This window comes from Mycobacterium sp., from assembly GCF_046330795.1.
Classification (GTDB): Bacteria; Actinomycetota; Actinomycetes; order Mycobacteriales; family Mycobacteriaceae; genus Mycobacterium.
Genome location: NZ_JAXLSA010000002.1, coordinates 446,125 through 469,222, shown reverse-complemented (window position 1 = coordinate 469,222; position 23,098 = coordinate 446,125). Strand labels below are relative to the sequence as shown.

Genomic DNA, 23,098 nt, shown 5'->3' with positions numbered 1-23,098 from the left:
GTGCGTTGCCGCCGGCGCGGACCCCTTGACACCGCGCTGAACGAGTGTTTAACGTACTGAACATGCGTTCAGCGCACGACCTGACCGCGGCCGCCAGGATCCGCGACGCCGCGATCGACCAGTTCGGCCAGCACGGCTTCGAGGTCGGCGTGCGAGCCATTGCCGGCGCGGCCGGAGTGAGCCCAGGTCTGGTGATCCATCATTTCGGCTCCAAGGACGGCCTGCGCGCGGCCTGTGACGAGCACGTTGCCGAGAGCATTCGGCAATCCAAGAGCGAATCCCTGCAGACCCACGACCCGGCGGCCTGGTTCACGGCGATTGCCGAGATCGAGGAATTCGCGCCGATGATGGCTTACCTGGTGCGCACCATGCAGACCGGCGGCGAACTGGCCAGGACCATGTGGCGCACCATGATCGACAACGCCGAGCAGTACATGGACGAGGGCGTCCGCGCCGGAACGGTCAAGCCGAGCCAGGACGCCAGGGCACGGGCCTTCTACCTCGCGCTGTCCGGCGGTGGGGCGTTCCTGCTCTACCTGCAGCTGCATGACAACCCCACCGATCTTCGCGCGGTGCTGCACGACTACGCCCAGGACATGATCCTGCCGGCGCTCGAGGTGTATTCCCACGGCCTGCTCACCGACTCGACCATGTACGACGCGTTCCTGGAGCGGCGCAACCAGGGCATTCCCATCCAGACCGTGCCCGACACCGAACCCGAGGATGAAACGGAGTAGCGCATCATGACCGAGCTCGCGCAACCGGCGATCGAAATCCAGGGCCTGGCAAAGAATTTCGGTTCGGTACGCGCTCTGGACGGCCTCGACCTCACCGTCACGCCGGGGGAAGTCCACGGTTTTCTGGGCCCCAACGGCGCCGGCAAGTCCACCACCATCCGGATCCTGTTGGGACTGGTGCGCTCCGACGGAGGCACCGTGCGGATGCTCGGCCACGACCCGTGGGCCGACGCGGTGGACCTGCACCGCCGGATCGCTTATGTCCCCGGCGATGTCACGCTGTGGCCGTCGCTGACCGGCGGCGAGACGATCGACCTGCTGGCGAGGATGCGCGGCGGGATCGACACCGAGCGCCGGACCGAACTCATCGAACGCTTCGAACTCGACCCGCACAAGAAAGCCCGCACCTATTCGAAGGGCAACCGGCAGAAGGTGTCGCTGGTGTCGGCATTCGCATCCCACGCCGAACTGCTGTTGCTGGACGAGCCCAGCACCGGACTGGACCCGTTGATGGAGAACGTCTTTCAACAGTGCGTCGCCGAGACCCGTGACCGCGGCACCACCGTCCTGCTGTCGAGCCACATCCTGGCCGAGACCGAGGCCCTCTGTGATCGGCTGACCATCATCCGCGCGGGCAGGACCGTCGAATCCGGCACGTTGGACTCGATGCGGCGTTTGTCGCGCACCTCGATCAAGGCCGAATTGCTCAGCGACCCCGGCGATCTCCGGCGGATCCCGGGAGTCGAGGACATCGGCTTCGAGGGCAGCACCCTGCACGTGCAGGTCGAGAGCGCGAGTTTGCCCGAATTGATCCGGGCACTCGGGCAGGCCGGGGTACGCAGCCTGGTCAGCCAGCCCCCAACCCTGGAAGATCTGTTCCTGCGCCACTACGGAACCGACCCGGACTCCGGGAGCCGGGAGGACCGGAAGGTGCACGCATGAGTACGCCCGTCCTGGACCCGGCGACCCGATCGGCCGCGGGCGACCCGCCCGGATCATCGAAATTCACTGGGACACTGCGGCTGCTGCGGCTGTATCTGCGCCGCGACCGAGTGGTCGCCCCGCTGTGGATCCTGCTGCTGTCGGTCCCGCTGGCCACGGTCTATGTGGGCAGCATCAGCAAGGTGTATCCGACCGACGCCGACCGCACCGGCATGGTGGCCTCGATCATGGCCAGTCCGGCCCAGCGCGCCATGTACGGCAACGTCTACAACGACACCCTGGGCGCCGTCGGCGTCTGGAAGGCCGGGATGTTCCATGTGTTGATCGCGGTGGCGGTGATCCTGACGGTCATCCGGCACACCCGCGCCGACGAGGAGGCCGGCCGGACCGAGCTGCTCGATTCGACCGCGGTCGGCCGCTACGCCGATCTGACCGCCGCGCTGACGCTGGCACTCGGCGCATCGCTGCTGACCGGGCTGATCGGCTTCGCCGGTCTGCTGACCGTCGATATCCCGGCCGCCGGTTCCCTGGCATTCGGGCTGGCACTGGCCGGTTCGGGTCTGGTATTCGGCGCGGTCGCCGCGGTCGCTGCCCAACTCTCGGCCAACGCCCGCACCGCCCGGGGCCTGGCATTCGCGGTGCTGGCGGCCGCGTTCACGCTGCGCGCTGTCGGCGACGCCCGGTCGGCCACCGGATCCAGCGCGCTGTCCTGGCTCTCGCCGCTGGGCTGGTCGTTACAGGTTCGACCGTTCGCCGGCGACCGGTGGTGGGTATTGGCACTGCACGTGCTCGCGTGCGCGGCCCTGACGGTGTTCGCCTACTGGCTGCGGGGTCGCCGCGACGTCGGGGCGGGATTGCTGGCCGAGCGGCCCGGCGCCGGCACGGCGGGTCCCGCACTGGCCGGGCCGCTGGCGCTGGCATGGCGGGTCAGCCGCGGCGCACTGCTGCTGTGGACGACCGGCCTGTGCCTGTACGGGCTGATGATCGGCAGCGTCGTGCACGGGGTGGGCGACGAGGTGGGCGACAGTGGGCTGGCCCGCGATATCGTCACGCGCCTCGGCGGTACCGCCGCCATGGAACAGGCCTTCATCGCGATCGCGTTCGCCATGCTCGGCATGGTGGCCTCGGCATTCGTCATCTCGATGCTGCTGCGGCTGCACCAGGAGGAGATCACCGGCCGCGCGGAGACGGCATTGGCCGGCTCGGTGAGCCGGACCCGTTGGCTGGCAAGCTATCTGGGACTCGCGATCGCCGGGTCGGGTATCGCGATGCTGCTGGCCGGCATGGTCGCGGGGCTGACCTACGGCATTACGGCCGGCGGCCTGGGCGGTGCCGGCGGCAAGCTGCCGGCCGTACTCGGCGCCGCCGCCGTGCAGTTGCCCGCGGTGTGGCTGCTCGCCGCGGTGACCGTCGCACTGTTCGGGCTGGCGCCCCGGTTCAGCCCGGCGGCCTGGGCGGTACTCGTGGGTTTCATCGCGCTGTACATGCTCGGATCGCTGTCCGGGTTCCCACAGTGGCTGCTGAACCTCGAACCGTTCTCACACATCCCCCGCGTCGGCGCCGGGAGCTTCACGGCGGTGCCGCTGCTGTGGCTACTCACCATCGACGTCGCACTGATCATGCTCGGCGTCCACGCATTTCGGCGACGCGATCTGGAGTGAGGAGCAGCAGATGAAACTGATGATCCAGACCTTCGCATCGCTCATCGCCGGGCTGGCGTTCTTCGCCGCCACCCTGTTCTGGCCGGCCGGCACGTTCCACTATTGGCAGGCCTGGCTCTTCGTCGCCGTATTCATGCTCACCACGCTGGGCCCCAGCTTCTACCTGGCCGTGTCCAAACCGGCCGCGCTGCAGCGCCGGATGCATGCCGGACCGACGGCCGAGACCCGGCCCGCGCAACGGCTCGTCATGTGTGGCATCTATCTGCTGGCGACAGCGCTGTTCGTGGTGAGCGCACTGAATCTCCGGTTCGGCTGGTCGTCGCCGCCGACGTGGCTGGCGATCGTCGGCAACATCGTGGTGGCCGTCGGGCTCATCCTGGCCCAGGCGGTGGTGTTCCAGAACAACTACGCCGCCGCCACCATCAGGGTCGAGGAGAACCAGACCCTCACCACCACCGGGCTCTACGGGCTGGTGCGCCATCCGATGTACGTCGGTGCGCTCATCATGATGGCCGGCACGCCGCTCGCGCTGGGCTCCTACTGGGGGCTCACGGTGCTCATCCCGGCCGTGGTCGTGCTCGGCATCCGGATCCTCGACGAGGAGAAGATGCTCACCGACGAGCTTCCCGGTTACCGGGAGTACCGACAACAGGTGCGTTACCGCCTGGTACCGAATGTGTGGTGAGCTCGGGTTCTGACCCTGCGGCGGTCCGGCTGAACCCATACTGGTCGCGTGGAACAGCTACTGACCGGGCTCGGGCTGTCGACCGCCGCCGGGCTCAACGCCTACATCCCGATGCTGATGCTCGGACTGTTGGCGCGGTTCACCGACATCGTCCACCTGCCGGCCGGGTGGAACTGGATGGAGAACGGCTGGGTGATCCTCATCATCGGCGTCCTGTTGGTGGTGGAGATCGTCGCCGACAAGATTCCGGCGCTGGACTCGGTGAACGACTCCGTGCAGACCTTCGTGCGGCCCGCCGCCGGCGGCATCGTGTTCGGGTCGGGCACGGCCGCGCAGACCGCCGCCGTCAGCGACCCCGGCCAGTGGGCCCGCTCCGGCGGGTGGATCCCGGTGGTGATCGGCGTCGTCATCGCGCTCCTGGTCAGCCTGACCAAGTCCGCCGTGCGGCCCGCCGCCAACGTCGCGACCGCCGGGGTGGCCGCTCCCGTGCTGTCCACGGTCGAGGACGTCACCAGTTTCGGCCTGGTGTTCATCGCACTGCTGGTGCCGATCCTCGTGCTGGTGATCCTGGCGGCGCTGATCTGGTCGGGCTGGCGGCTGTGGCGAAAGATCAAGCGGCGCAAGGACCTACCGTATGCCCCGCCGACCGCCGCACCCGCGGACTGGCAGCAGCCGCCGCGCGCGCCCTGATCGAGGGCGAGCGGCCGGAAGTGCGGCGCTAGATCCAGACGCCCTTGCCGACGGCGACCACGCCACCGGCGCTGACCGAGAACTTCTCCCGGTCCTTCTCCACGTCGACACCCACCATCTCGCCCGGCCCGATGACGACGTTCTTGTCCAGGATCGCGCGGCGCACCACCGCGCCGCGGCCCACCCGGACCCCGGGCATCAACACGCTGCCCTCGACGATCGCCCCGTCGTCGATCGCGACGTTGGAGGACAACACCGAATTGCGCACCGACGCCGCCGAGATGATGCTGCCCGCCCCAACGACGGACTCCTGCGCCGAGCCGCCGTTGACGAACTTGGCGGGCGCCAGGTTCTCGGTGCCGCCGCGGATCGGCCAGCGCCGGTTGTACAGATTGAACACCGGGTGCACCGACACCAGATCCATGTGCGCGTCGTAGAACGCGTCGAGCGTGCCGACGTCACGCCAATATCCGTGGTCGCGTTCGGTGGCGCCGGGAACCTGGTTGTTGTTGAAGTCGTACACCGAGGCCATCCCGTCGGCGACGAGCTGCGGGATGATATCGCCGCCCATGTCGTGATCGGAGTGGTCGTCGTCGGCGTCGGCCTTGATGGTGTCGATCAGGACCTTGGTGGTGAACACGTAGTTGCCCATCGACACGAACGTCTGGTTCGGGTCATCGGGTGTGCCGGGCGGGTCCGCCGGCTTCTCGATGAAGCTGCGGATCCGGCCCGACTCGTCGGCGTCGATGCAGCCGAACGCCGTCGCCTCCGCGCGCGGCACGCGGATGCCGGCCACCGTTGCGCCGGCGCCACTTTCGATGTGCTGCTGCACCATCTGCTCGGGATCCATCCGGTACACGTGATCGGCACCGAAGATCACGATGTAGTCGGGGTCCTCGTCGTAGATGAGGTTCATCGATTGGTAGATGGCGTCGGCCGACCCGGTGTACCACCGCGGCCCCAGCCGCTGCTGCGCGGGGACCGGCGTGATGTACTCGCCGGCCAGCCCGGACAGCCGCCAGTTCTGCGAGATGTGCCGGTCCAGGGAGTGCGACTTGTATTGCGTGAGAACACAGATGCGCAGATAGCGCGCATTGACGAGGTTCGACAACACGAAATCGATGAGCCGGTAGCTGCCGCCGAACGGAACGGCCGGCTTGGCCCGATCCGCCGTCAGGGGATACAGCCGCTTGCCCTCCCCGCCGGCGAGGACGATGCCCAGCACGTGTGGCGCTTCCCTCATGGGGACAAACCTATCGACACCCGCCAGAGGTGGCCAGCGCAATGACGCGGTTTTCAGAATTCCCCCCGGGATTGGGGCCGGTTTCACACCCCGCAATCCCTGCGGGGGCCCGCCGCTGGCACTACCGTCGGTCGGTATGCGGGTGGCGATGATGACACGGGAGTATCCGCCCGAGGTGTACGGCGGTGCAGGCGTACACGTCACCGAACTCGTCGCCCAGCTGCGCCGGCTGTGCGCCGTGGACGTGCACTGCATGGGAGCGCCGCGACCCGATCAGGCCGACGTTCACGTGCACCGGCCCGATCCCGCGCTGGCCGACGCCAACGCGGCGTTGTCGACGCTGTCGGCGGACCTGGGGATGGCCAACGCGGCCGCCGGCGCCGACGTGGTGCACTCGCACACCTGGTACACCGGGATGGCCGGTCACCTCGCGGCCCTGCTGTACGGCGTCCCGCATGTCCTGACCGCGCACTCGCTCGAGCCGCTGCGGCCGTGGAAGGCCGAACAGCTCGGCGGGGGTTATCGCATCTCGTCCTGGGTGGAGCGCACGGCCGTCGAGGCGGCCGATGCGGTGATCGCCGTCAGCGCCGGCATGCGCGCGGATGTGCTGCGGGTGTACCCCGCGCTGGATCCCGCCCGCGTGCACGTCGTCAAGAACGGGATCGACACCGGGGTGTGGCACCCCGTGACTGCGGATCCGGGCGATTCGGTACTGACCCGGCTCGGCGTGGATCCCGGTCGCCCGATCGTGGCGTTCGTCGGCCGCATCACCCGCCAGAAAGGGGTCGCGCATCTGGTGGCGGCGGCCCACCGGTTCGACCCGGACGTCCAGCTGGTGCTGTGCGCGGGCGCGCCAGACACCCCGGAGATCGCCGCCGAGGTCGGCGCCGCGGTCGAGCAACTGTCGCAGGCCCGCAGCGGGGTGTTCTGGGTGCAGGAGATGCTCGACGGTTCGAAGATCCGCGAAATCCTCACTGCAGCAACCGTTTTCGTATGCCCGTCGGTGTACGAGCCGCTCGGGATCGTGAACCTGGAGGCGATGGCCTGCGCGACGGCAGTGGTGGCGTCCGATGTCGGCGGGATACCCGAGGTGGTCGACGACGGACGCACCGGGACCCTGGTGCACTACGACAGCGGCGACACCGCAACATTCGAGGCCGGGCTGGCCGACGCGGTCAACACTCTGGTGGCCGATCCGGCCCGGGCCCAGGCCTACGGCCGGGCGGGCCGGCAGCGCTGCATCGACGAGTTCTCCTGGGCCCACATCGCCGAGCAGACGCTGGAGATCTACCGCGCGGTCACCGCGTAACGGTCAGGTCAGGTTCGCGCGACGTACTTCAGCTCGTGACGTTCTTGAGCTCATCGCCCAGTGCGGCGGCCTCGTCCGGCGTCAGCTCGACCACGAGGCGGCCACCGCCCTCCAACGGAACCCGCATCACGATGCCGCGCCCCTCCTTTGTTGCCTCCAAAGGACCGTCGCCGGTTCGGGGCTTCATCGCCGCCATCGAGTGCTCCCTCCGCGTGTGAGCCGGTCTGCGTCGTTCATTTCTGTTCGAACCCCGACCATTCTTCCCTATCGCGCCACCTGCGTGTGCAGAGACCCGCGCGCTAGCAGCCCGGAGCGGCCGGAACCCAGCAGTTCGCGACGTGGTCGTCGACCATCCCGGTGGCCTGCATCAACGCGTAGGCCGTGGTGGGGCCGACGAATCGGAATCCGCGGCGTTTGAGTTCGCGCGCCATCGCCGTGGACTCCGGGGTGACCGCCGCGACGTCGGCGATGGCGGCCGGCCGCGGCCTGGCCGGCGGGGCGAACGACCACAGCAGTTCGTCGAGGTCGTCGTCGAGATCGGCGGCCACCCGGGCGTTGGCGATGGTGGCGTCGATCTTCGCCCGGTTGCGGACGATGCCGGCATCGGCCATCAGCCGGGCCACGTCGTCCTCGCCGTAGCGCGCGATCTTCTCGATGTCGAACTGGTCGAACGCGTGCCGGAAGTTGTCCCGCTTGCGCAGGATGATCAGCCACGACAGGCCGCTCTGGAAGGCCTCCAGGGTCATCCGCTCGAACAGTGCGGTCCGGCCGTGCAGCGGTTGGCCCCACTCGGTGTCGTGGTAGGCGCGGTACATGATGTCGTCCGCGCCGGCACCGACCGGCACCCAGTCACAGCGGATCCGCTGATCGACGTGACTCACCGCGATTGCTCGCCGGCATGCGTCCGCAGCGTGGCCAACTCGCCACGCAGCGATTCGATCTCCCCGATGAGTCGGTCGAGCACCCAGTCGACCTCACCGGTGTGATAGCCGCGCAGCGCCTGGGTGAACTTGACCGCTTCGATGTCGGCGCCGGTGATGTCGTGGGCCGGCAGCGTGGTGGCGGTGGTGCCGCGGGGCAGCGGAGGCAGCTGTTCACCGCGTCCGAAGACCACGCTGGCCACGGCGAACAGCACCACCGCAACCAGAATCAGCACGACCAGATAGAGCAGTATCAGGGTCACCCCGTCGATCCTGCCTGATGGTGCCGACAGAGTCCGACGATGACCGCCGGGACCGGCTAGCGCAACGTGTTCATCGGGGGCCGGTCCGCCAGCGACACGTTGGTGGTGCGCGCGGTGAACGTGTCACCGCCGTCGGCCGTGAACTGGGTCAGGCCCACGCCGGAGTCGGGAACCCCGCAGCGGCTCAGCAGCGTGGCGATCACCTGCCGGCTCATGGCCCCCAGCTCGGTCAGCGGACGGTTGCGATGCGCCCGGATCCCGAGGTTGACCTGGGCGATGGCGTCCAGGCCGAGGCGGTCATAGGTATCGATCAGCAGGCCGATCTCCACGCCGTAGCCGGGCGCGAACGGCACCGACGTCAGCAGATCGCGGGTGGCCGCGTATTCACCGCCGAGGGGCTGCAGAACACCGCCGAGTTCGGGCCGCAGCGCCGCCAGCAGTGGCCGCGCCACCAGTTCGGTCACCCGGCCGCCACCGTTGGCGTCCTCGCCGGTGCCGACCTTCAGCGGCCGCCGGTAGAAGCCCTTGACCAGGTGGATGCCGGTCCGGGTGAGCAGCGGTCCGACCAGGCGCGGCACGAACATGGGGTCGGGGTCGATCAGGTCGGAGTCGATGAACACCACCACGTCGCCGGTGGTGGCGGCCAGCGACCGCCACAGCACCTCGCCCTTCCCGGGATTGGGCGGCAGCTCGGGCAGCGCCTGTTCGCGGCTGACGACCTTGGCGCCCGCGGCGATGGCGCGGATCTCCGTCTCGTCGGTGGAGCCCGAGTCGAGCACCACCAGTTCGTCCACCAGACCGCCCAGCATCGGGCTGATCGTGCCGATCACCGAGGCGACGGTCTCTTCCTCGTTGAGCGCGGGCAGCACCACGGAGACTGTCCGCCCGGCCTTGGCGCGCTGCAGTTGTTCGATGGTCCAGGTGGGCCGGTTCCAGCTGTGGTCGGCCAGCCAGGTCTCCGTGGTCGGCGGGCAGTTGATCCCGAGATCGGGTGCGGTCGTCATGCCAGTCCCCTCACCGTGCGCGTCGGCGGACGCGTTCCCTGGATCGACGCGACCATCTCCAGCACGCGCCGAGTGGGGGCGACCTCATGGACGCGGAACATCCTGGCCCCGTCGGCCGCCGCCAGCGCGGTGGCCGCCAGAGTTCCCTCCAGTCGTTCGGTCAGCTCCACACCCAGAGTCTCCCCGACGAAATCCTTGTTGCTCAGGGCCATCAGGACCGGCCATCCGGTGTTAACAAGATCTTTTACGTGCCGCAACAAACTAAGGCTGTGATAAGTGTTCTTGCCGAAATCGTGGGTCGGGTCGATCAGGATCGCGTCCCGGGCCACGCCCTCGGACACGGCCCGCTCGGCGGCCGCGCGCACATCGGCCACGACCGCGTCGACCACCCCGCGCGTGGTGGTGCCGTAGTTCACCCGGAACGGCCGCGTGCGCGGGGTCGCGCCGCCGGTGTGCGAGCACACCAGGCCCGCGCCGAATTCCGCGGCCACCGCCGGCAGGCCCGGATCGGCGCCCGCCCAGGTGTCGTTGATCAGATCGGCACCGGCCGCGCAGGCCAGCTTCGCCACGCCGGCCCGCCAGGTGTCGACGCTGATCAGCTGCTCGGGGTATTCGGCCCGCAGCCATTCGATGAACGGGACCACGCGGGCGGTCTCCTCATCCGGACCGACCGAACCGCCCGGACCCGCTTTGACGCCACCGATGTCGACGACGTCGGCGCCCTCGGCGATCACCCGGTGCACCGCCTCCTTGGCGGCCTCGTCGGTGAACGTCGCGCCGCGGTCGTAGAACGAATCCGGAGTGCGGTTGACGATCGCCATGATCAGCGCACGGTCACCGGCGACCGGTTTGCCGAGGAAACTAGATCGATCGCGCTGCACGGGTTCAGGCTAATCGGCCATCCCCCGGGCGCGAGCGTGCACTCTTATGCAATCCGAAGGGCCTCAAATGCATAAGGGTGCCCACTCGGCCTATCCCTTGGGGGCGTCGCCCGCGGCGACCTGGCCGGGGTAGGCGTCGTGATAGGGCACGTAGCCCTCGCGGCGGCCCGCCAGCACGAACAGCGGATCCTCGACGTGGTCGCCGTAGGCCTCGTCGCGCAGGTCGACCTTGCGGCTCTTGAACGTACTGGTCGCCTCGAGGTGGTCGACGATGCGGATGAACAGCGGGATGGCGTAGCTGGGCAGCCGGTCATAGAGCGTCTCGGCCAGTTCGATGCCGTCGAAGTCAGCGCCATCGCGCACCTTGACCGCGGCCATCCCCGCCCGGCCCCCGGTGTCGGGGATCTCCACGCCGAAGACGGTGCTCTCCTCGACCTGCGGGTCGGCGGCCAGCGCAGCCTCCACCTCGGTGGTGGCGACGTTCTCGCCCTTCCACCGGAAGGTGTCGCCCAGGCGGTCCCCGAACGCGGCGTGCCCCAGGCCCTGGGGCCGCATCACGTCGCCGGTGTTGAACCAGACGTCGCCGTCCTTGAAGGCGTTGCGGATGAGCTTCTTCTCGCTGGCCTTCGGATCGGTGTAGCCGTCGAACGGCGAGAGCCGGTTGACGGGACTGATCAGCAGTCCGGGTTCACCCGCGGGCACCTTGCGCACGCGGCCGGCCTCATCACGCTTTGGTTCGCCGGTCTCGGTGTCGTACTCGACGTAGGCCAGCGCCGGCATCGGGCTGATCCCCGTGCTGCGGGGGATGTTGAAGATGTTGATGAAGGCGGCGTTGCCCTCGCTGGCGGCGTAGAACTCGCAGACCCGCTTGATGCCGAACCGCGTGACGAACTCGTCCCAGATCTCGGGCCGCAGTCCGTTGCCGGCGATCAGCCGGATCCGGTGCGCCCGGTCGGTGGGCTTGGCGGGCTGGTTGAGGAGGTAGCGGCACAGCTCCCCGATGTAGATGAAAGCTGTTGCATCGTAACGAATTACGTCATCCCAGAACTTCGACGCGGAGAACTTCTCCCCCAGCGCCAGGGTGGCGCCGGCGCTGAGCACCGAGGACACCGCGACCGTGAGCGCGTTGTTGTGATAGAGCGGCAGGCAGGAATACAGGGTGTCGTCGGCGCGCAGCCGCAGGCCCAGGCCACCGAACCCGGCCAGCGCCTTGAGCCAGCGCAGGTGCGTCATGACGCTGGCCTTGGGATGCCCGGTGGTGCCCGACGTGAAGATGTAGAACGCGGTGTCCTTGGCCTGCACCTCCGAGGCCGACGCCGGGTTGGCGGTCGGCGCCGACTCGGCCAACTGCTCGAGTTCGGCGACCGTGAGCAGCACCCCGGGCGCCACCTCGGCGCCGCTCTCTGCGATGTGCTCGACCAGATCGGCTTCGGCGACGATCGTCGTGGCCTTCAGCAGCCCGATGCTGTGCGCCAGGACGTCGCCGCGCTGGTGGTAGTTGAGCATCCCGGCCACCGCACCGCACTTGACGGTGGCGAGCATCATCAGCACCGCATTCGGCGAGTTGCGCAGCATGATCCCGACGACGTCACCGCGGCCGACGCCGCGGTCGGCCAGCACCGACGCGTACCGATTCGCGGTGGCGTTGGCCTGCGCGTAGGTGATCTTCTGGTCGCCGAAGCGGAGGAACACCCGGTCGGCGTATTTCTCGGCCCGCTCCTGGAACACCTTGCCGATCGAGGTCTTCGACGTCGGACGGGCGAACATGCCGGTGGACACCGCGCGGACGATCTGCGGGGCGTCCACCAGAACGCCGGGGAGCTGGCCCACGATGTCGAGGAGGCCGACTGCGGAGCGGGATTCGGTCGCTGGCATGCGCGCCAGCCTAACGGTGGGCGGTACCGCTGGTACCAGAGGCGTCACTGGTGTCCGGTGCCGGCGCACACAGGTCCAGCGCGGCGTCGACGTCACGGACGGTCAGCAGCCGGTCCAGCGCGCCCTGCGCGACGTACCCGCCGTCGCGCAGGCCGTCGAGCCATGCCAGCAGGCCGTCGTAGTGCCCGTCGGGATCCAGCAGGACCACCGGTTTCTCGTGCATGCCCAGGTAGCCGGCCGTCCACGTCTCGAACAGTTCCTCGAGGGTGCCGATCCCGCCGGGCAGCGCGACGAACGCGTCGGCGCGGTCCTCCATGACCTGTTTGCGCTGCCGCATGGTGTCGGTGACGATCAGCTCATCGGCATCGACGTCGGCAAGTTCGCGGTGCACCAGGGCTTTCGGGATGACGCCGACGGTCCGGCCGCCGCGTGAACGGGCACCGTGCGCGACGGCGCCCATGGCCGAGACATTGCCGCCGCCGGACACCAGCGTCCAGCCGCGATCGGCGACGGCCACCCCCAGTCGCTCGGCCAGCGCCAGCAGCCCGGGGTGCGTCGGGCCCGACGCGCAGTACACACACACGGCGAATTCGGGCATTTCGGAGGACATCGGCCCACCCTAGGCGGTGAGGTAGGCCCGCAGCGTGTCGGTGACGGCGGTGATGGCCGCCACCTCGACGTGTTCGTCGACGGTATGCGCCAGGTTCGGATCGCCCGGACCGTAGTTGAGCGCCGGAATACCAAGTGCGGCAAAGCGAGACACGTCGGTCCAGCCGTACTTGGCCCGCACCCGGCCGCCGGCCGCGGCCACCAGCCGAGCGGCCGCGGGTTGGCCCAGCCCGGGCAGGGCACCGGCCGCGGCGTCGGTCTGGGCGATGGTGACGGACAGGCCCTCGAACACCTCCTGCACATGGGCGAGTGCCTGCTGCGGCGACCGGTCCGGCGCGAACCGGAAGTTCACCGTCACCGCCGCCGCGTCCGGGATGACGTTGCCGGCCACCCCGCCGTCGATCTTCACCGCCGACAGACCCTCCCGGTAGACGCAGCCGTCGATGTCCACCTCGCGGGCACGATAGGCCGACAGGCGGTCCAGCACCGGAGCCAGATTGTGAATCGCGTTGTCGCCCAACCATGCTCGCGCCGAATGCGCGCGAGTCCCGGTCGCGCTGATCAGCACTCGCAGGGTGCCCTGGCAGCCGGCCTCGATGAGCGCACCGGTAGGTTCGCCGAGCACGGCGACGTCGGCGGTCAGCCAGTCGGGCAGGTCACGTTCGATGCGGCCCAGGCCGTTGGCGGCGGCCTCGATCTCCTCGCAGTCGTAGAACACCAGCGTCAGGTCGTGGGCCGGCTCGGCGACGGTGGCGGCCAGGTGCAGGAAGACGGCGTCGCCCGACTTCATGTCGGAGGTGCCGCAGCCGTACAGGTTGGCGCCGACGCGGCGGCTGGGCAGGTTGCCGGCGGCCGGGACGGTGTCGAGGTGACCGGCCAGCAGCACGCGGCTGGGCCGGCCGTGGTCCGTGCGGGCCAGCACGGCGTTCCCGTTGCGGATGATCTGGAAGCCCGGGGCCTGTTCGCGCAGCGCGGCTTCCACCTCGTCGGCGATGCGCGACTCGTCGCGCGACTCGCTGGGGATGTCCACCAGTGCGGCGGTCAGCGCGACGGGGTCGCCGTGGAGATCCAGCATGTGTCCACGGTATCGCCCCCGCTCGGCTGCCTCCCCATCCGCGAGCGGCCGTGTCTGTGCGGGGCACGCCGGTCTCCGGTGTACAAACGCGGACGCCCGGGCTCGGTGGGCGCCCGGTATTCTCGGGCACCGTGACTGGAGCTTCCGGAATCGGACTGGCGACGCTGACGGCCGACGGGACGGTGCTGGACACCTGGTTCCCGGCGCCGGAGTTGGGTGACTTCGACCCGCCGGGCAACCAGCGGCTGACCCCCGCCGAGGCACCGGCCGACCTACTGGCGCTGGTCGGTTCGGATCACGACCGTGGCACCGAGACGGTGGTGCTGCAGACGACGATCACCGATCTGGCGGCGCCCGCCGCCGACGCCCACGACGTCTGGCTGCGGCTGCATCTGCTGTCGCACCGGCTGGTCGCCCCGCACGGGCTGAACACCGAGGGCTTCTTCGGCCTGCTGACCAACGTGGTGTGGACCAATCACGGGCCGTGCGCGGTGGACGGGTTCGAGTCGGTGCGGGCGCGGTTGCGCAAGCGCGGACCGGTGACGGTCTACGGCGTCGACAAGTTCCCCCGGATGGTCGACTACGTGCTGCCCGCCGGCGTGCGGGTCGCCGACGCCGACCGGGTCCGGCTGGGCGCGCACCTGGCCGCCGGAACCACCGTCATGCACGAGGGGTTCGTCAACTTCAACGCGGGCACGCTGGGCACGTCGATGGTGGAGGGCCGGATCTCGGCCGGTGTGGTGGTCGACGACGGTTCCGACATCGGTGGCGGCGCCTCGATCATGGGCACGCTGTCCGGCGGCGGCAGTGAGGTGATCTCGCTGGGCAAACGCTGCCTGCTGGGGGCCAACTCCGGGCTGGGCATCTCGCTCGGCGACGACTGCGTGGTCGAGGCGGGCCTGTACGTGACGGCCGGTACCAAGGTCAGCACCGCCGACGGCCGGACCATCAAGGCCCGCGAGCTGTCGGGCGCGAACAACCTGCTGTTCCGCCGCAATTCGACCTCGGGCGCCGTCGAGGTGGTCGGCCGCGACGGCCACGGCATCACGCTCAACGACGCCCTGCACAGCAACTGACCCGACGTCACCCCCCGCCGAAACGCACCTTTGGGCGGGAAACTACGAGAAGCAAGCGCCATTTCGTCGAACCGGAGGGCTCGTGAGTCCCGAACACGCGTTCAGCGACACCGAGCGGCGGGCGGTCTACCGCGCCATCTTCGAACGCCGAGACATGCGCCGGTTCGTCCCGGGCACCACCATCGACCACGACGTGCTGGCCCGCATCCTGCGCGCCGCCCACGCCGCCCCGAGCGTCGGCCTGATGCAGCCGTGGCGCTTCATGCGGATCACCGATACGTTGCTGCGCAAGCGGATCCACGCCCTGGTGGACGAGGAGCGCCAGCGCACCGCGACCGCCCTGGGGCAGCGGGAGGACGAGTTCCTGGCCCTGAAGGTCGAGGGCATCCTGGATTGCGCCGAACTCCTGGTGGTGGCCCTGGGCGAGGGCCGCGAACAGCATGTGTTCGGCCGCCGCACGATGCCCTACATGGATCTGGCGTCGGCGGCCTGTGCGGTGCAGAACGTCTGGCTGGTCGCCCGCGCGGAAGGCATTGGAGTGGGCTGGGTTTCGATCTTCGATCCCGCCGAACTGGCCGCGCTGCTGGGCATCCCCGACGGCGCCGAGCCCATCGCCGTGCTGTGTCTGGGTGAGGTGCCGGAATTCCCGGATCGCCCGCAGCTCGAGATCGACCACTGGGCCACCGCCCGGCCGTTGTCGGAGTTCGTGTTCGAGAACGGCTGGCGCTGATTCCGGCGAACGTGCAGAAAAGTTCGCTCGCCCGCGGCGCGTCGCGGACCGACACGCACGCTCGCGAATGACCTGAGGGTGACCTACTCCGGTGCGAGGATGCAGAATTCGTTGCCCTCGGGGTCGGCCAGCACCACCCAGGACTGATCACCCTGACCGATGTCGACCCGGCGGGCTCCCAGGGCGAGCACGCGCTCGACCTCGGCCGGCTGATCGTCCGGTGTCAGATCGATGTGCAGGCGGTTCTTGACCGTCTTGCCCTCGGGCACCGCCAGGAAGAGCCAATCGGGCCCCGCACCCGCCGGCGCCCGCAGCGCGACGTCGCCGTCATCGGTGGTCTCGGCCGGCCAGCCCAGCACCGTCGACCACCACTGCCCCAGCCCATGGATGTCGGCGGCGTCGATGCACAGTTCACTGAATCTCAGGACCATGTGAGCAACTCCTTCTTGAGCACCTTGCCCATCGCATTGCGGGGAAGCGCGTCGACGATCCGTACCTCGCGGGGCCGTTTGTGAGCCGAAAGCTGTTCCGACACATAGTCGATCAGCGCCTGCGGCGAGGCTTCACCGACCACGAAGGCGACGATCTTCTGACCCAGGTCGTCATCGGGCAGCCCCACCACCGCCACCTCCGCGACCCCGGGGTGGCCCAGCAGCGCGGTCTCGACCTCGCCGGCCCCCACCCGGTATCCCCCGGACTTGATCAGGTCGACCGATTCCCGACCGACGATGCGGTGCATCCCGTCGCCGTCGAGCACCGCCACGTCGCCGGTGTGATACCAGCCGTCCGCACCGAGCACCTCGGCGGTGGCCGCCGCCCGGTTCAGATAGCCGTCGAACATCATGGGACCCCGAACCTGAAGGCGCCCAATGGTTTCCCCGTCGTGCGGCACGTCGGCGCCGGCCTCGTCCACCAACCGGGTCCGAACCCCGGCCAGCGGCAGACCCACCCAGCCGGGCCGGCGTTCACCGTCGCCCAGCGTGCTCAGTGTGATCAGTGACTCGGTGCTGCCGTACCGCTCGACGGGCGCATGGCCGGTCAGCGCGACCAGGCCGTCGAACACCGGGACCGGCAGCGGGGCACTGCCCGACACCAGCAGCCGTGCGCCCCGCAGCGCCCGCGCCGACTCCGGGTCGGCGACCACTCGCGACCACACGGTCGGCACCCCGAAGTAGAGCGTCCCGGCCGCCGCCGCATAGGCCTCCGGTGTGGGTTTTCCGGTGTGCACGAAGCGATTTCCGATACGCAGCGATCCCAGTAGCCCGAGCACCAGACCGTGCACATGGAACAGCGGCAGACCGTGCACCAGGGTGTCGCCGGCGTTCCACTGCCAGGCCGTCGCGAGCGCGTCGATATCGGCGGCGACGGCGCGCCGGCTGGTCTGTACGCCCTTGGGGGCGCCCGTGGTGCCGGAGGTGTACATGACGTAGGCGGGCGCGTCGGGCGCCGGTTCGGCGTAGCTGTGCCAGGACCGCGCGTGCAGGCGGACCGGGATGTGCGGCAGGCCCGCCAGATCGTCGGGCGCATCTCCCAGCCAGGCCCGGGCACCCGAATCGGACAGGATGTGCGCACGTTCGGCGGCGCCGACGTCGGCGGGCACCGGCACGAAGGGGACGCCGGCGATCAGGCAGCCGGTCACGGCGAGCACCGTCGCCGCGGTGGGCCGGGCGAGCACCGCGACGCGGCCGGGACCGGCGACGCGTTCGGCGACCGCGGTGGCCGCGCCGAGCAGATCGCTGCGGGATAGCACGGTCCCGTCGATGCGGACGGCGTCGGCGATATCGGCGGAATCGGCGGACCGGAGCGAGCTCAACAGCATGCCGCCGACGATACTGGCCGGGTGGCCCACATCGAGACAGTCTCCAGCCGCCAGGTCTACGCCAACAATTGGATGACCGTGCGCGAGGACGCGATCCGCCGGCCCGACGGCAGCCCCGGTCTCTACGGGGTGATCGACAAGCCCCACTACGCCCTGGTGATCGCGCATGCCGCGGACGGCCGCTACGGGCTCGTCGAGCAGTTCCGCTACCCGCTGGGGTTGCGCCGATGGGAGTTCCCGCAGGGCACCGTCGGGCTGACCGAGCTGGAACCGGCCGTCCTGGCGGCCCGGGAGTTGCGCGAGGAGACCGGGCTGCGGGCCGCCGACCTGACCCGGCTGGGCATGTTGGACGTGGCTGCCGGGATGAGCAGCCAGCGCGGCCATGTGTTCCTGGCCACCGGGATCTCCGAGGGCGCGGCGCAGCGCGAGCACGAGGAGCAGGACATGCGGTTCGACTGGTTCACCGGGGACCGCATCGAGGAGATGATGCGCAGCGGGGAGATCACCGATGCGCAGTCCATCGCGGCATGGACCCTGCTGCGTCTGCACACCGGCCGGTAACGCCGAAGGCACTGTCCGGCAACGGCCGGCCTCGGGTTCATAACGATGTGCACCGATCGCCCGCGCGCCCGCCGTTGGACTGGCATGGCGTCGATACCGTGGTGGAGAAGCTCACCACCACAGGGGAATACGATGACGGCAACACGACGGCGCGCAACCGGCGCCGCGGTGTTCTCGGCTCTGCTGGTGGGTCTGGGCGCTGCGACGGCCGGCCCGGCCCACGCCGCACCCAGCGGCTGGTCCGGCAGGTACCTGATGGTGACCTACGCCTCCCAGAAGGGCGGCACCAGCCCGGCCGCCCGGCTGCCCGAACCGGATGCCAGCGCGGTGTACACCGTGACCACCAGCTGCGCCGGCGGCCGGTGTGTCGCGACCGCGATCGGTCCGGCGTCGGCCAACCCGACCGTCCCGAATCCGTTGAGCTACAGCTGGGACGGCCAACAGTGGAAGATCGCCTATGACTGGGTGTGGCAGTGTCCCGCCGGCGGCGCCGGCCAATCGCAGTGGAGCCCCGCAGAGTCCTTCACGTACTTCACCCCGCAGCCCGACGGCTCGCTGCGCGGCATGTGGAGCACCGATATCGCCTCCGGCGCATGCCGCGGCAACGTGGTCATACCCGTCGCCGCGTTCCCGGCCTAGCAGCGCACTCTACCGCTCGGCGAGAGCGCGCAGGAAGAACGTCAGGTTTGCCGGCCGCTCGGCCAGCCGGCGCACGAAGTACCCGTACCACTGTGAACCGTAGGGCACGTAGACCCGCACGTGGCTGCCCTCCTGGGCCAACCGCCGCTGCTCGGGATCTCGGATCCCGTACAGCATCTGGTACTCGAAGCCGTCGACGGTGCGCCCGGTCCGGGCGGCCATTCCGGGGACGGCGGCGATGATGACCGGGTCGTGGGAGGCCACCATCGGGTAGCCGGAGCCGGCCATCAACACCCGCAGGCAGCTCAGGTAGTTGGCGGTGACGGCGGCCGGGTCACGGTGGGCGACGGACTCCGGTTCGTCGTAGGCGCCCTTGCACAACCGGATTCGCGCCCCGGCGGCCGCGAACTCCCGGCAGTCGCCCTCGGTACGTCGCAGGTATGCCTGCAGAACCGTTCCGAGCCAGTCGAATTCGGTGCGCAGCTCCCGCACGATGGACAAGGTCGAATCGGTGGTGGTGTGATCCTCGGCGTCGACGGTGACCCAGACCCCGGCCTCGGCGGCCCGGGTGCAGATGGCGCGCGCGTTGTCGAGCGCGATCTTCGCGCCGTCGCGGGGCAGCGCCTGGCCCAGCGCCGAGAGCTTGAGGGAGACCTCGAGGGGGCGGGGCGTCGCGGATGGTTCGCCGCGCTCCCCCAGCCGGCCCAGCAGCTCGAGGTACGCCCGTACGGTGGCGTCGGCGTCGGCCCGGTCGGTGACGTCCTCGCCGAGGTGGTCGATGGACACGAACCGGCCGGAATCACGCAGCACCGCAACCGAATCGAGTGCATCGTCGACCGATTCACCGGGCACGAAGCGGCGCACCACCGACCGGGTCAGCGGAAGCCCTTCGGCCGCGCGGCGGATGACCTGCGAACGGCTGGCGGCCAGGATCGCCGGCCGGGCCACCCGCTGGAACAGGCCCACGCCGTCAGTCCCCCATGTGCGGGTAGAGATGGTTCGTGGGTGGCACGAAGGTTTCCTTGATCGACCGGGCCGAGGTCCAGCGCAGCAGGTTCAACGCGGACCCGGCCTTGTCGTTGGTCCCCGAGGCGCGCGCCCCGCCGAACGGCTGCTGGCCCACCACCGCGCCGGTCGGCTTGTCGTTGACGTAGAAGTTGCCGGCCGTGTTGCGCAGCCGCTCGGAGGTCTTCAGCACCGCCGCGCGATCGTCGGCGATCACCGCACCGGTCAGCGCGTACGCGGATCCGCGGTCCACGACGCCCAGGATGTCGTCGAAGGAGTCGTCGGGAAAGACGTGCACCGCCAGGATCGGACCGAAGTACTCGTCGCGGAACGCCTCGTCGGTCGGGTCGTCGGAGAGCAGCACCGTGGGGCGGACGAAATAGCCTTCGCTGTCGTCGTATTCGCCGCCGACGGCCACGTCGACGGCAGCGGCGCTCTTTGCTCTTTCGATGGCCTTGACGTTCTTGGCGAATGACCGCTGGTCGATCACCGCGCCGCCGTAGTTGGACAGATCGGTCACATCGCCGTAGGTCAGTTTGCCGGTGGCGTCCAGGAAGTCGTCGCCCATGCGCTCCCACACCGACTTCGGCACGAACGCCCGGGAGGCGGCCGAACATTTCTGGCCCTGGTAGTCGAACGCTCCGCGAATCAGCGCGGTACGCAACACATCCGGGTTCGCCGAGGTGTGCCCGACGACGAAATCCTTGCCGCCGGTCTCGCCCACCAGGCGCGGATAGGTGTGGTACCGATCAATGTTGCTGCCGACCTCACGCCACAGGTGCTGGAAGGTGGCCGTCGATCCGGTGAAGTGGATGCCGGCCAGCCGCGGGTCGGCCAGCACCACCTCGGAGACGGCCAAGCCGTCACCGGTGACCAGGTTGATCACCCCCGGCGGCAGGCCGGCGGCCTCGAGCAACTGCATGGTGAGGTATGCCGCGAACGTCTGGGTCGGCGACGGCTTCCAGATCACGGTGTTGCCCATCAGGGCGGGTGCGGTCGGCAGGTTCCCGGCGATGGCGGTGAAGTTGAACGGCGTGATCGCGTAGACGAAGCCCTCCAGCGGACGGTGGTCCGTGCGGTTCCACACGCCCGCGGAGCTGATCGGCTGCTCGGCCAGGATCTGCCGGGCGAACTCGACATTGAACCGCCAGAAGTCGACCAGCTCGCACGGACAGTCGATCTCGGCCTGGTAGGCGGTCTTCGACTGGCCGAGCATGGTCGCGGCGGCCAGCTTCTCCCGCCACGGTCCGGCCAGCAGGTCGGCGGCACGCAGGATCACCGCCGCCCGTTCGTCGAACGGCGTGGCCGCCCAGGCGTCCTTGGCGGCCGTCGCGGCCTCGACCGCCGCAGTGGCCTCGGCGTGTTCGCCGTTGGTCAATGTGCCGAGAACCGCGCGGTGGTTGTGCGGCTGGACCACGTCGACGCGCGCGCCGGCACCCATGACGTGGCGGCCGCCGATGACGTGCGGCAGGTCGATCGGCTCCGCGGCCAGCGACCTGAGGGCCGCCTTCAGGCGTTTGCGTTCCTGCGAGCGGCGCGCGTATTCATGCACGGGTTCGTTCGTGGGCGACGGGACATCGGTGATGGCGTCCATGGCTCCAGAATGCCAGCTGAGGATGCGCGGGGACCCGTATTCAGGTCAGGCCAGCCGGGCGACCGCGGCGGCGATGCGCTCGTCGGTGGCGGTCAGCGCGATGCGCACGTGCCGGGCGCCGCGGGCGCCGTAGAACTCACCGGGCGCCACCAGGATCCCGCGCTCGGCGAACCAGGCGACGGTGTCGCGACACGGTTCGCCACGGGTGGCCCACAGGTACAGCCCGGCCTCGGAATGCTCGATGGTGAACCCGGCGCGCTGCACGGCGGGCAGCAGTTGGGCGCGCCGGCGGGCATAGCGCTCGCGCTGTTCCCGCTCATGGGCGTCGTCGTCGAGCGCGGCGACCATGGCCGACTGGATGGGCGTGGGCACCATCATGCCGGCGTGTTTGCGCACCGCCAGCAGTTCACCGACCAGGGCGGCGTCCCCGGCGACGAACCCCGCACGGTACCCGGCCAGCGACGAGGTCTTCGAAAGTGAGTGCACCGCAAGCAGTCCCGTGTGGTCACCGTCGCACACGGAGGGATGCAGCACCGACACCGGCTCGCCCTCCCAGGCCAGCCCGAGATAGCACTCGTCGGAGGCCACGACGACGTCGCGCTCGCGGGCCCAGGTCACGACCTTGCGCAGATGTTCGACGCCGAGAATGCGGCCGGTGGGGTTGGCCGGTGAGTTGACGTACACCAGCGCCGGCCGCTGCGGACCCAGCTGGGTCAGGGAATCGGCGGCCACCACCCGCGTCCCGGCCAGCCGGGCGCCGACGTCGTAGGTCGGGTACGCCAGTTCGGGCACGACCACCAGGTCTTCGCCACCCAGCCCGAGCAGTGTGGGCAGCCAGGCGATCAACTCCTTGGTGCCGATCACCGGGAGCACGGCGGCCTCGGTCAGACCGGTGACGCCATAGCGGCGCCCGAGGGCATCGATCATGGCCCGGCGCAGGTCGGCGGTGCCGGCGGTGGCGGGGTAGCCGGGCGCCGGCGCGGCGGCGGTCAGCGCGGCGCGGACCACCGGGGCCACCTCATCTACGGGGGTGCCGACCGACAGGTCGACGATGCCGTCCGGATGTGCGCGCGCCAGCGCGGTCACGTCGGCGAGGGTATCCCAGGGGAACTTTGGCAAAGTGGCCGAAACAACCCGCCGGGACATGCCGTGGCTCAGTCCTCGCCCGCTGGGGGCAGATCCTTCACGGCCTGCGGGTCATTGTCGGTCTGGCCCACCTTGGAGGCACCGCCCGGGGAGCCCAGCTCCTCGAAGAAATCGGCGTTGTTCTGCGTGAAGCTGCTCCACTGGTCCGGGACGTCGTCCTCGTAGAAGATCGCCTCGACCGGGCAGACGGGTTCGCACGCGCCACAGTCAACGCATTCGTCGGGGTGGATGTAGAGCATCCGTGCGCCCTCGTAGATGCAGTCGACGGGGCATTCCTCGATGCATGCCTTGTCCTTGACGTCGACGCACGGTTGAGCGATCACGTATGTCACAGAACTCTCCTCATCAGGCGGGCTGCTGCGTTTTCAGTTCGTATGGGCTGCGCGTCCGGAGGGGCTGTAACCGGACGTGTGTGCAAGTGTGCCCTATGGTTTGCCGCCCGGACGAACCGGGCGGCCAGTACCTGATACTAGACGTTTCATTCATTTCCGGCCTAACCGGCGAGCGCCCGTGTTTGGCCGCCGCCACGCCGCTGTCCTCGTACAAATGCGGACACTCACCGCCGGTCACGCTGCCTGTGCACATCATTGCAGTGCAACATGTTGCATAATACCGGCGGTACCACATAGGGTGC

25 protein-coding genes are annotated in these 23,098 nt (G+C 69.4%); 10 read left to right on the top strand and 15 right to left on the bottom strand.

What is annotated here, in order from left to right:
- Window positions 1-62 precede the first annotated feature (62 nt).
- The 5 genes from U0R18_RS09470 to U0R18_RS09450 are packed head-to-tail and all read left to right on the top strand — an operon-like array spanning window position 63 to window position 4,715.
- Window positions 63-737 carry a TetR/AcrR family transcriptional regulator gene (locus tag U0R18_RS09470; RefSeq protein ID WP_526367924.1) on the top strand — a complete coding sequence of 225 codons (675 nt, stop codon included), beginning with the start codon at window positions 63-65 and terminating at the stop codon, window positions 735-737.
- A 6-nt stretch (window positions 738-743) separates the two neighbouring features.
- Complete coding sequence (locus U0R18_RS09465) at window positions 744-1,679, top strand: ABC transporter ATP-binding protein (protein WP_526367923.1); 936 nt, start codon at window positions 744-746, stop codon at window positions 1,677-1,679.
- A complete protein-coding gene (locus U0R18_RS09460) occupies window positions 1,676-3,340 on the top strand; it encodes an ABC transporter permease (protein ID WP_526367922.1) in 1,665 nt (554 codons plus the stop codon). Before U0R18_RS09465 ends, U0R18_RS09460 begins: the two co-directional genes overlap by 4 nt.
- A 10-nt stretch (window positions 3,341-3,350) precedes the next feature.
- Window positions 3,351-4,025 carry a methyltransferase family protein gene (locus U0R18_RS09455; RefSeq protein ID WP_526367921.1) on the top strand — a complete coding sequence of 225 codons (675 nt, stop codon included), beginning with the start codon at window positions 3,351-3,353 and terminating at the stop codon, window positions 4,023-4,025.
- 48 nt (window positions 4,026-4,073) lie between these two features.
- On the top strand, window positions 4,074-4,715 hold the full coding sequence (locus U0R18_RS09450; RefSeq protein WP_526367920.1) for a DUF4126 family protein: 642 nt from the start codon (window positions 4,074-4,076) through the stop codon (window positions 4,713-4,715).
- A gap of 28 nt (window positions 4,716-4,743) precedes the next feature.
- Here the strand turns inward: U0R18_RS09450 and glgC are convergent, their stop codons facing one another.
- Window positions 4,744-5,958, bottom strand: coding sequence for a glucose-1-phosphate adenylyltransferase (glgC, locus tag U0R18_RS09445; protein ID WP_526367919.1), 1,215 nt, complete (start codon window positions 5,956-5,958; stop codon window positions 4,744-4,746).
- 136 nt (window positions 5,959-6,094) lie between these two features.
- Between glgC and glgA the strand changes: the two genes are divergently transcribed.
- On the top strand, window positions 6,095-7,267 hold the full coding sequence (gene glgA, locus U0R18_RS09440) for a glycogen synthase (protein WP_526367918.1): 1,173 nt from the start codon (window positions 6,095-6,097) through the stop codon (window positions 7,265-7,267).
- A 28-nt stretch (window positions 7,268-7,295) separates the two neighbouring features.
- Here glgA and U0R18_RS09435 read toward each other — a convergent pair whose 3' ends face one another.
- From U0R18_RS09435 to dapE, 8 genes are all read right to left on the bottom strand, one after another.
- A complete protein-coding gene (locus U0R18_RS09435) occupies window positions 7,296-7,463 on the bottom strand; it encodes a DUF3117 domain-containing protein (protein WP_005059648.1) in 168 nt (55 codons plus the stop codon).
- A gap of 103 nt (window positions 7,464-7,566) precedes the next feature.
- Entirely contained in the window at window positions 7,567-8,154 is a 588-nt protein-coding gene (locus U0R18_RS09430) for a DNA-3-methyladenine glycosylase I (protein WP_526368277.1), read from the bottom strand.
- Window positions 8,145-8,450, bottom strand: coding sequence for a DivIVA domain-containing protein (locus U0R18_RS09425; protein WP_526367917.1), 306 nt, complete (start codon window positions 8,448-8,450; stop codon window positions 8,145-8,147). Before U0R18_RS09425 ends, U0R18_RS09430 begins: the two co-directional genes overlap by 10 nt.
- A gap of 56 nt (window positions 8,451-8,506) precedes the next feature.
- Window positions 8,507-9,454 (bottom strand): glucosyl-3-phosphoglycerate synthase, encoded by a 948-nt coding sequence (locus tag U0R18_RS09420; RefSeq protein ID WP_526367916.1) that lies wholly within the window; start codon window positions 9,452-9,454, stop codon window positions 8,507-8,509.
- Entirely contained in the window at window positions 9,451-10,275 is an 825-nt protein-coding gene (gene folP / locus U0R18_RS09415; protein ID WP_526368276.1) for a dihydropteroate synthase, read from the bottom strand. The genes U0R18_RS09420 and folP overlap by 4 nt, the downstream gene beginning before the upstream one ends.
- 150 nt (window positions 10,276-10,425) lie before the next feature.
- Complete coding sequence (gene fadD6 / locus U0R18_RS09410) at window positions 10,426-12,210, bottom strand: long-chain-acyl-CoA synthetase FadD6 (protein WP_526367915.1); 1,785 nt, start codon at window positions 12,208-12,210, stop codon at window positions 10,426-10,428.
- A gap of 10 nt (window positions 12,211-12,220) precedes the next feature.
- Entirely contained in the window at window positions 12,221-12,820 is a 600-nt protein-coding gene (log, locus tag U0R18_RS09405; protein WP_526367914.1) for a cytokinin riboside 5'-monophosphate phosphoribohydrolase, read from the bottom strand.
- 9 nt (window positions 12,821-12,829) lie between these two features.
- Window positions 12,830-13,894 (bottom strand): succinyl-diaminopimelate desuccinylase, encoded by a 1,065-nt coding sequence (gene dapE / locus U0R18_RS09400; protein WP_526367913.1) that lies wholly within the window; start codon window positions 13,892-13,894, stop codon window positions 12,830-12,832.
- 131 nt (window positions 13,895-14,025) lie between these two features.
- On the opposite strand from dapE, the gene dapD reads away from it, so the two are divergent.
- Both dapD and bluB read left to right on the top strand, forming a co-directional pair.
- Window positions 14,026-14,970, top strand: coding sequence for a 2,3,4,5-tetrahydropyridine-2,6-dicarboxylate N-succinyltransferase (gene dapD, locus U0R18_RS09395; RefSeq protein ID WP_526367912.1), 945 nt, complete (start codon window positions 14,026-14,028; stop codon window positions 14,968-14,970).
- Between the two features lie 82 nt (window positions 14,971-15,052).
- Window positions 15,053-15,700, top strand: coding sequence for a 5,6-dimethylbenzimidazole synthase (bluB, locus tag U0R18_RS09390; RefSeq protein WP_526367911.1), 648 nt, complete (start codon window positions 15,053-15,055; stop codon window positions 15,698-15,700).
- Window positions 15,701-15,783: 83 nt separating this feature from the next.
- On the opposite strand, the gene U0R18_RS09385 is transcribed toward bluB, so the two are convergent.
- Together U0R18_RS09385 and U0R18_RS09380 are read right to left on the bottom strand one after the other, a co-directional pair.
- Window positions 15,784-16,131 carry a VOC family protein gene (locus tag U0R18_RS09385; protein WP_526367910.1) on the bottom strand — a complete coding sequence of 116 codons (348 nt, stop codon included), beginning with the start codon at window positions 16,129-16,131 and terminating at the stop codon, window positions 15,784-15,786.
- A complete protein-coding gene (locus U0R18_RS09380) occupies window positions 16,122-17,519 on the bottom strand; it encodes an AMP-binding protein (RefSeq protein WP_526367909.1) in 1,398 nt (465 codons plus the stop codon). The genes U0R18_RS09385 and U0R18_RS09380 overlap by 10 nt, the downstream gene beginning before the upstream one ends.
- A gap of 21 nt (window positions 17,520-17,540) precedes the next feature.
- Between U0R18_RS09380 and U0R18_RS09375 the strand changes: the two genes are divergently transcribed.
- Both U0R18_RS09375 and U0R18_RS09370 read left to right on the top strand, forming a co-directional pair.
- Entirely contained in the window at window positions 17,541-18,080 is a 540-nt protein-coding gene (locus U0R18_RS09375) for an NUDIX domain-containing protein (RefSeq protein ID WP_526367908.1), read from the top strand.
- 132 nt (window positions 18,081-18,212) lie between these two features.
- Entirely contained in the window at window positions 18,213-18,719 is a 507-nt protein-coding gene (locus tag U0R18_RS09370) for an Rv2253 family sensor-like surface protein (protein ID WP_526367907.1), read from the top strand.
- A 9-nt stretch (window positions 18,720-18,728) separates the two neighbouring features.
- Here U0R18_RS09370 and U0R18_RS09365 read toward each other — a convergent pair whose 3' ends face one another.
- Genes U0R18_RS09365 through fdxA form a run of 4 tightly spaced genes read right to left on the bottom strand, consistent with a single transcriptional unit; the run spans window position 18,729 to window position 22,796 of the window.
- Window positions 18,729-19,685, bottom strand: a complete 957-nt coding sequence (locus U0R18_RS09365) for a proline dehydrogenase family protein (protein ID WP_526367906.1) — start codon at window positions 19,683-19,685, stop codon at window positions 18,729-18,731.
- A gap of 4 nt (window positions 19,686-19,689) precedes the next feature.
- Window positions 19,690-21,318, bottom strand: coding sequence for an L-glutamate gamma-semialdehyde dehydrogenase (pruA, locus tag U0R18_RS09360; protein ID WP_526367905.1), 1,629 nt, complete (start codon window positions 21,316-21,318; stop codon window positions 19,690-19,692).
- Between the two features lie 45 nt (window positions 21,319-21,363).
- Complete coding sequence (gene dapC / locus U0R18_RS09355) at window positions 21,364-22,464, bottom strand: succinyldiaminopimelate transaminase (protein WP_526367904.1); 1,101 nt, start codon at window positions 22,462-22,464, stop codon at window positions 21,364-21,366.
- An 8-nt stretch (window positions 22,465-22,472) separates the two neighbouring features.
- On the bottom strand, window positions 22,473-22,796 hold the full coding sequence (gene fdxA, locus U0R18_RS09350) for a ferredoxin (protein WP_526367903.1): 324 nt from the start codon (window positions 22,794-22,796) through the stop codon (window positions 22,473-22,475).
- Window positions 22,797-23,098 lie beyond the last annotated feature (302 nt).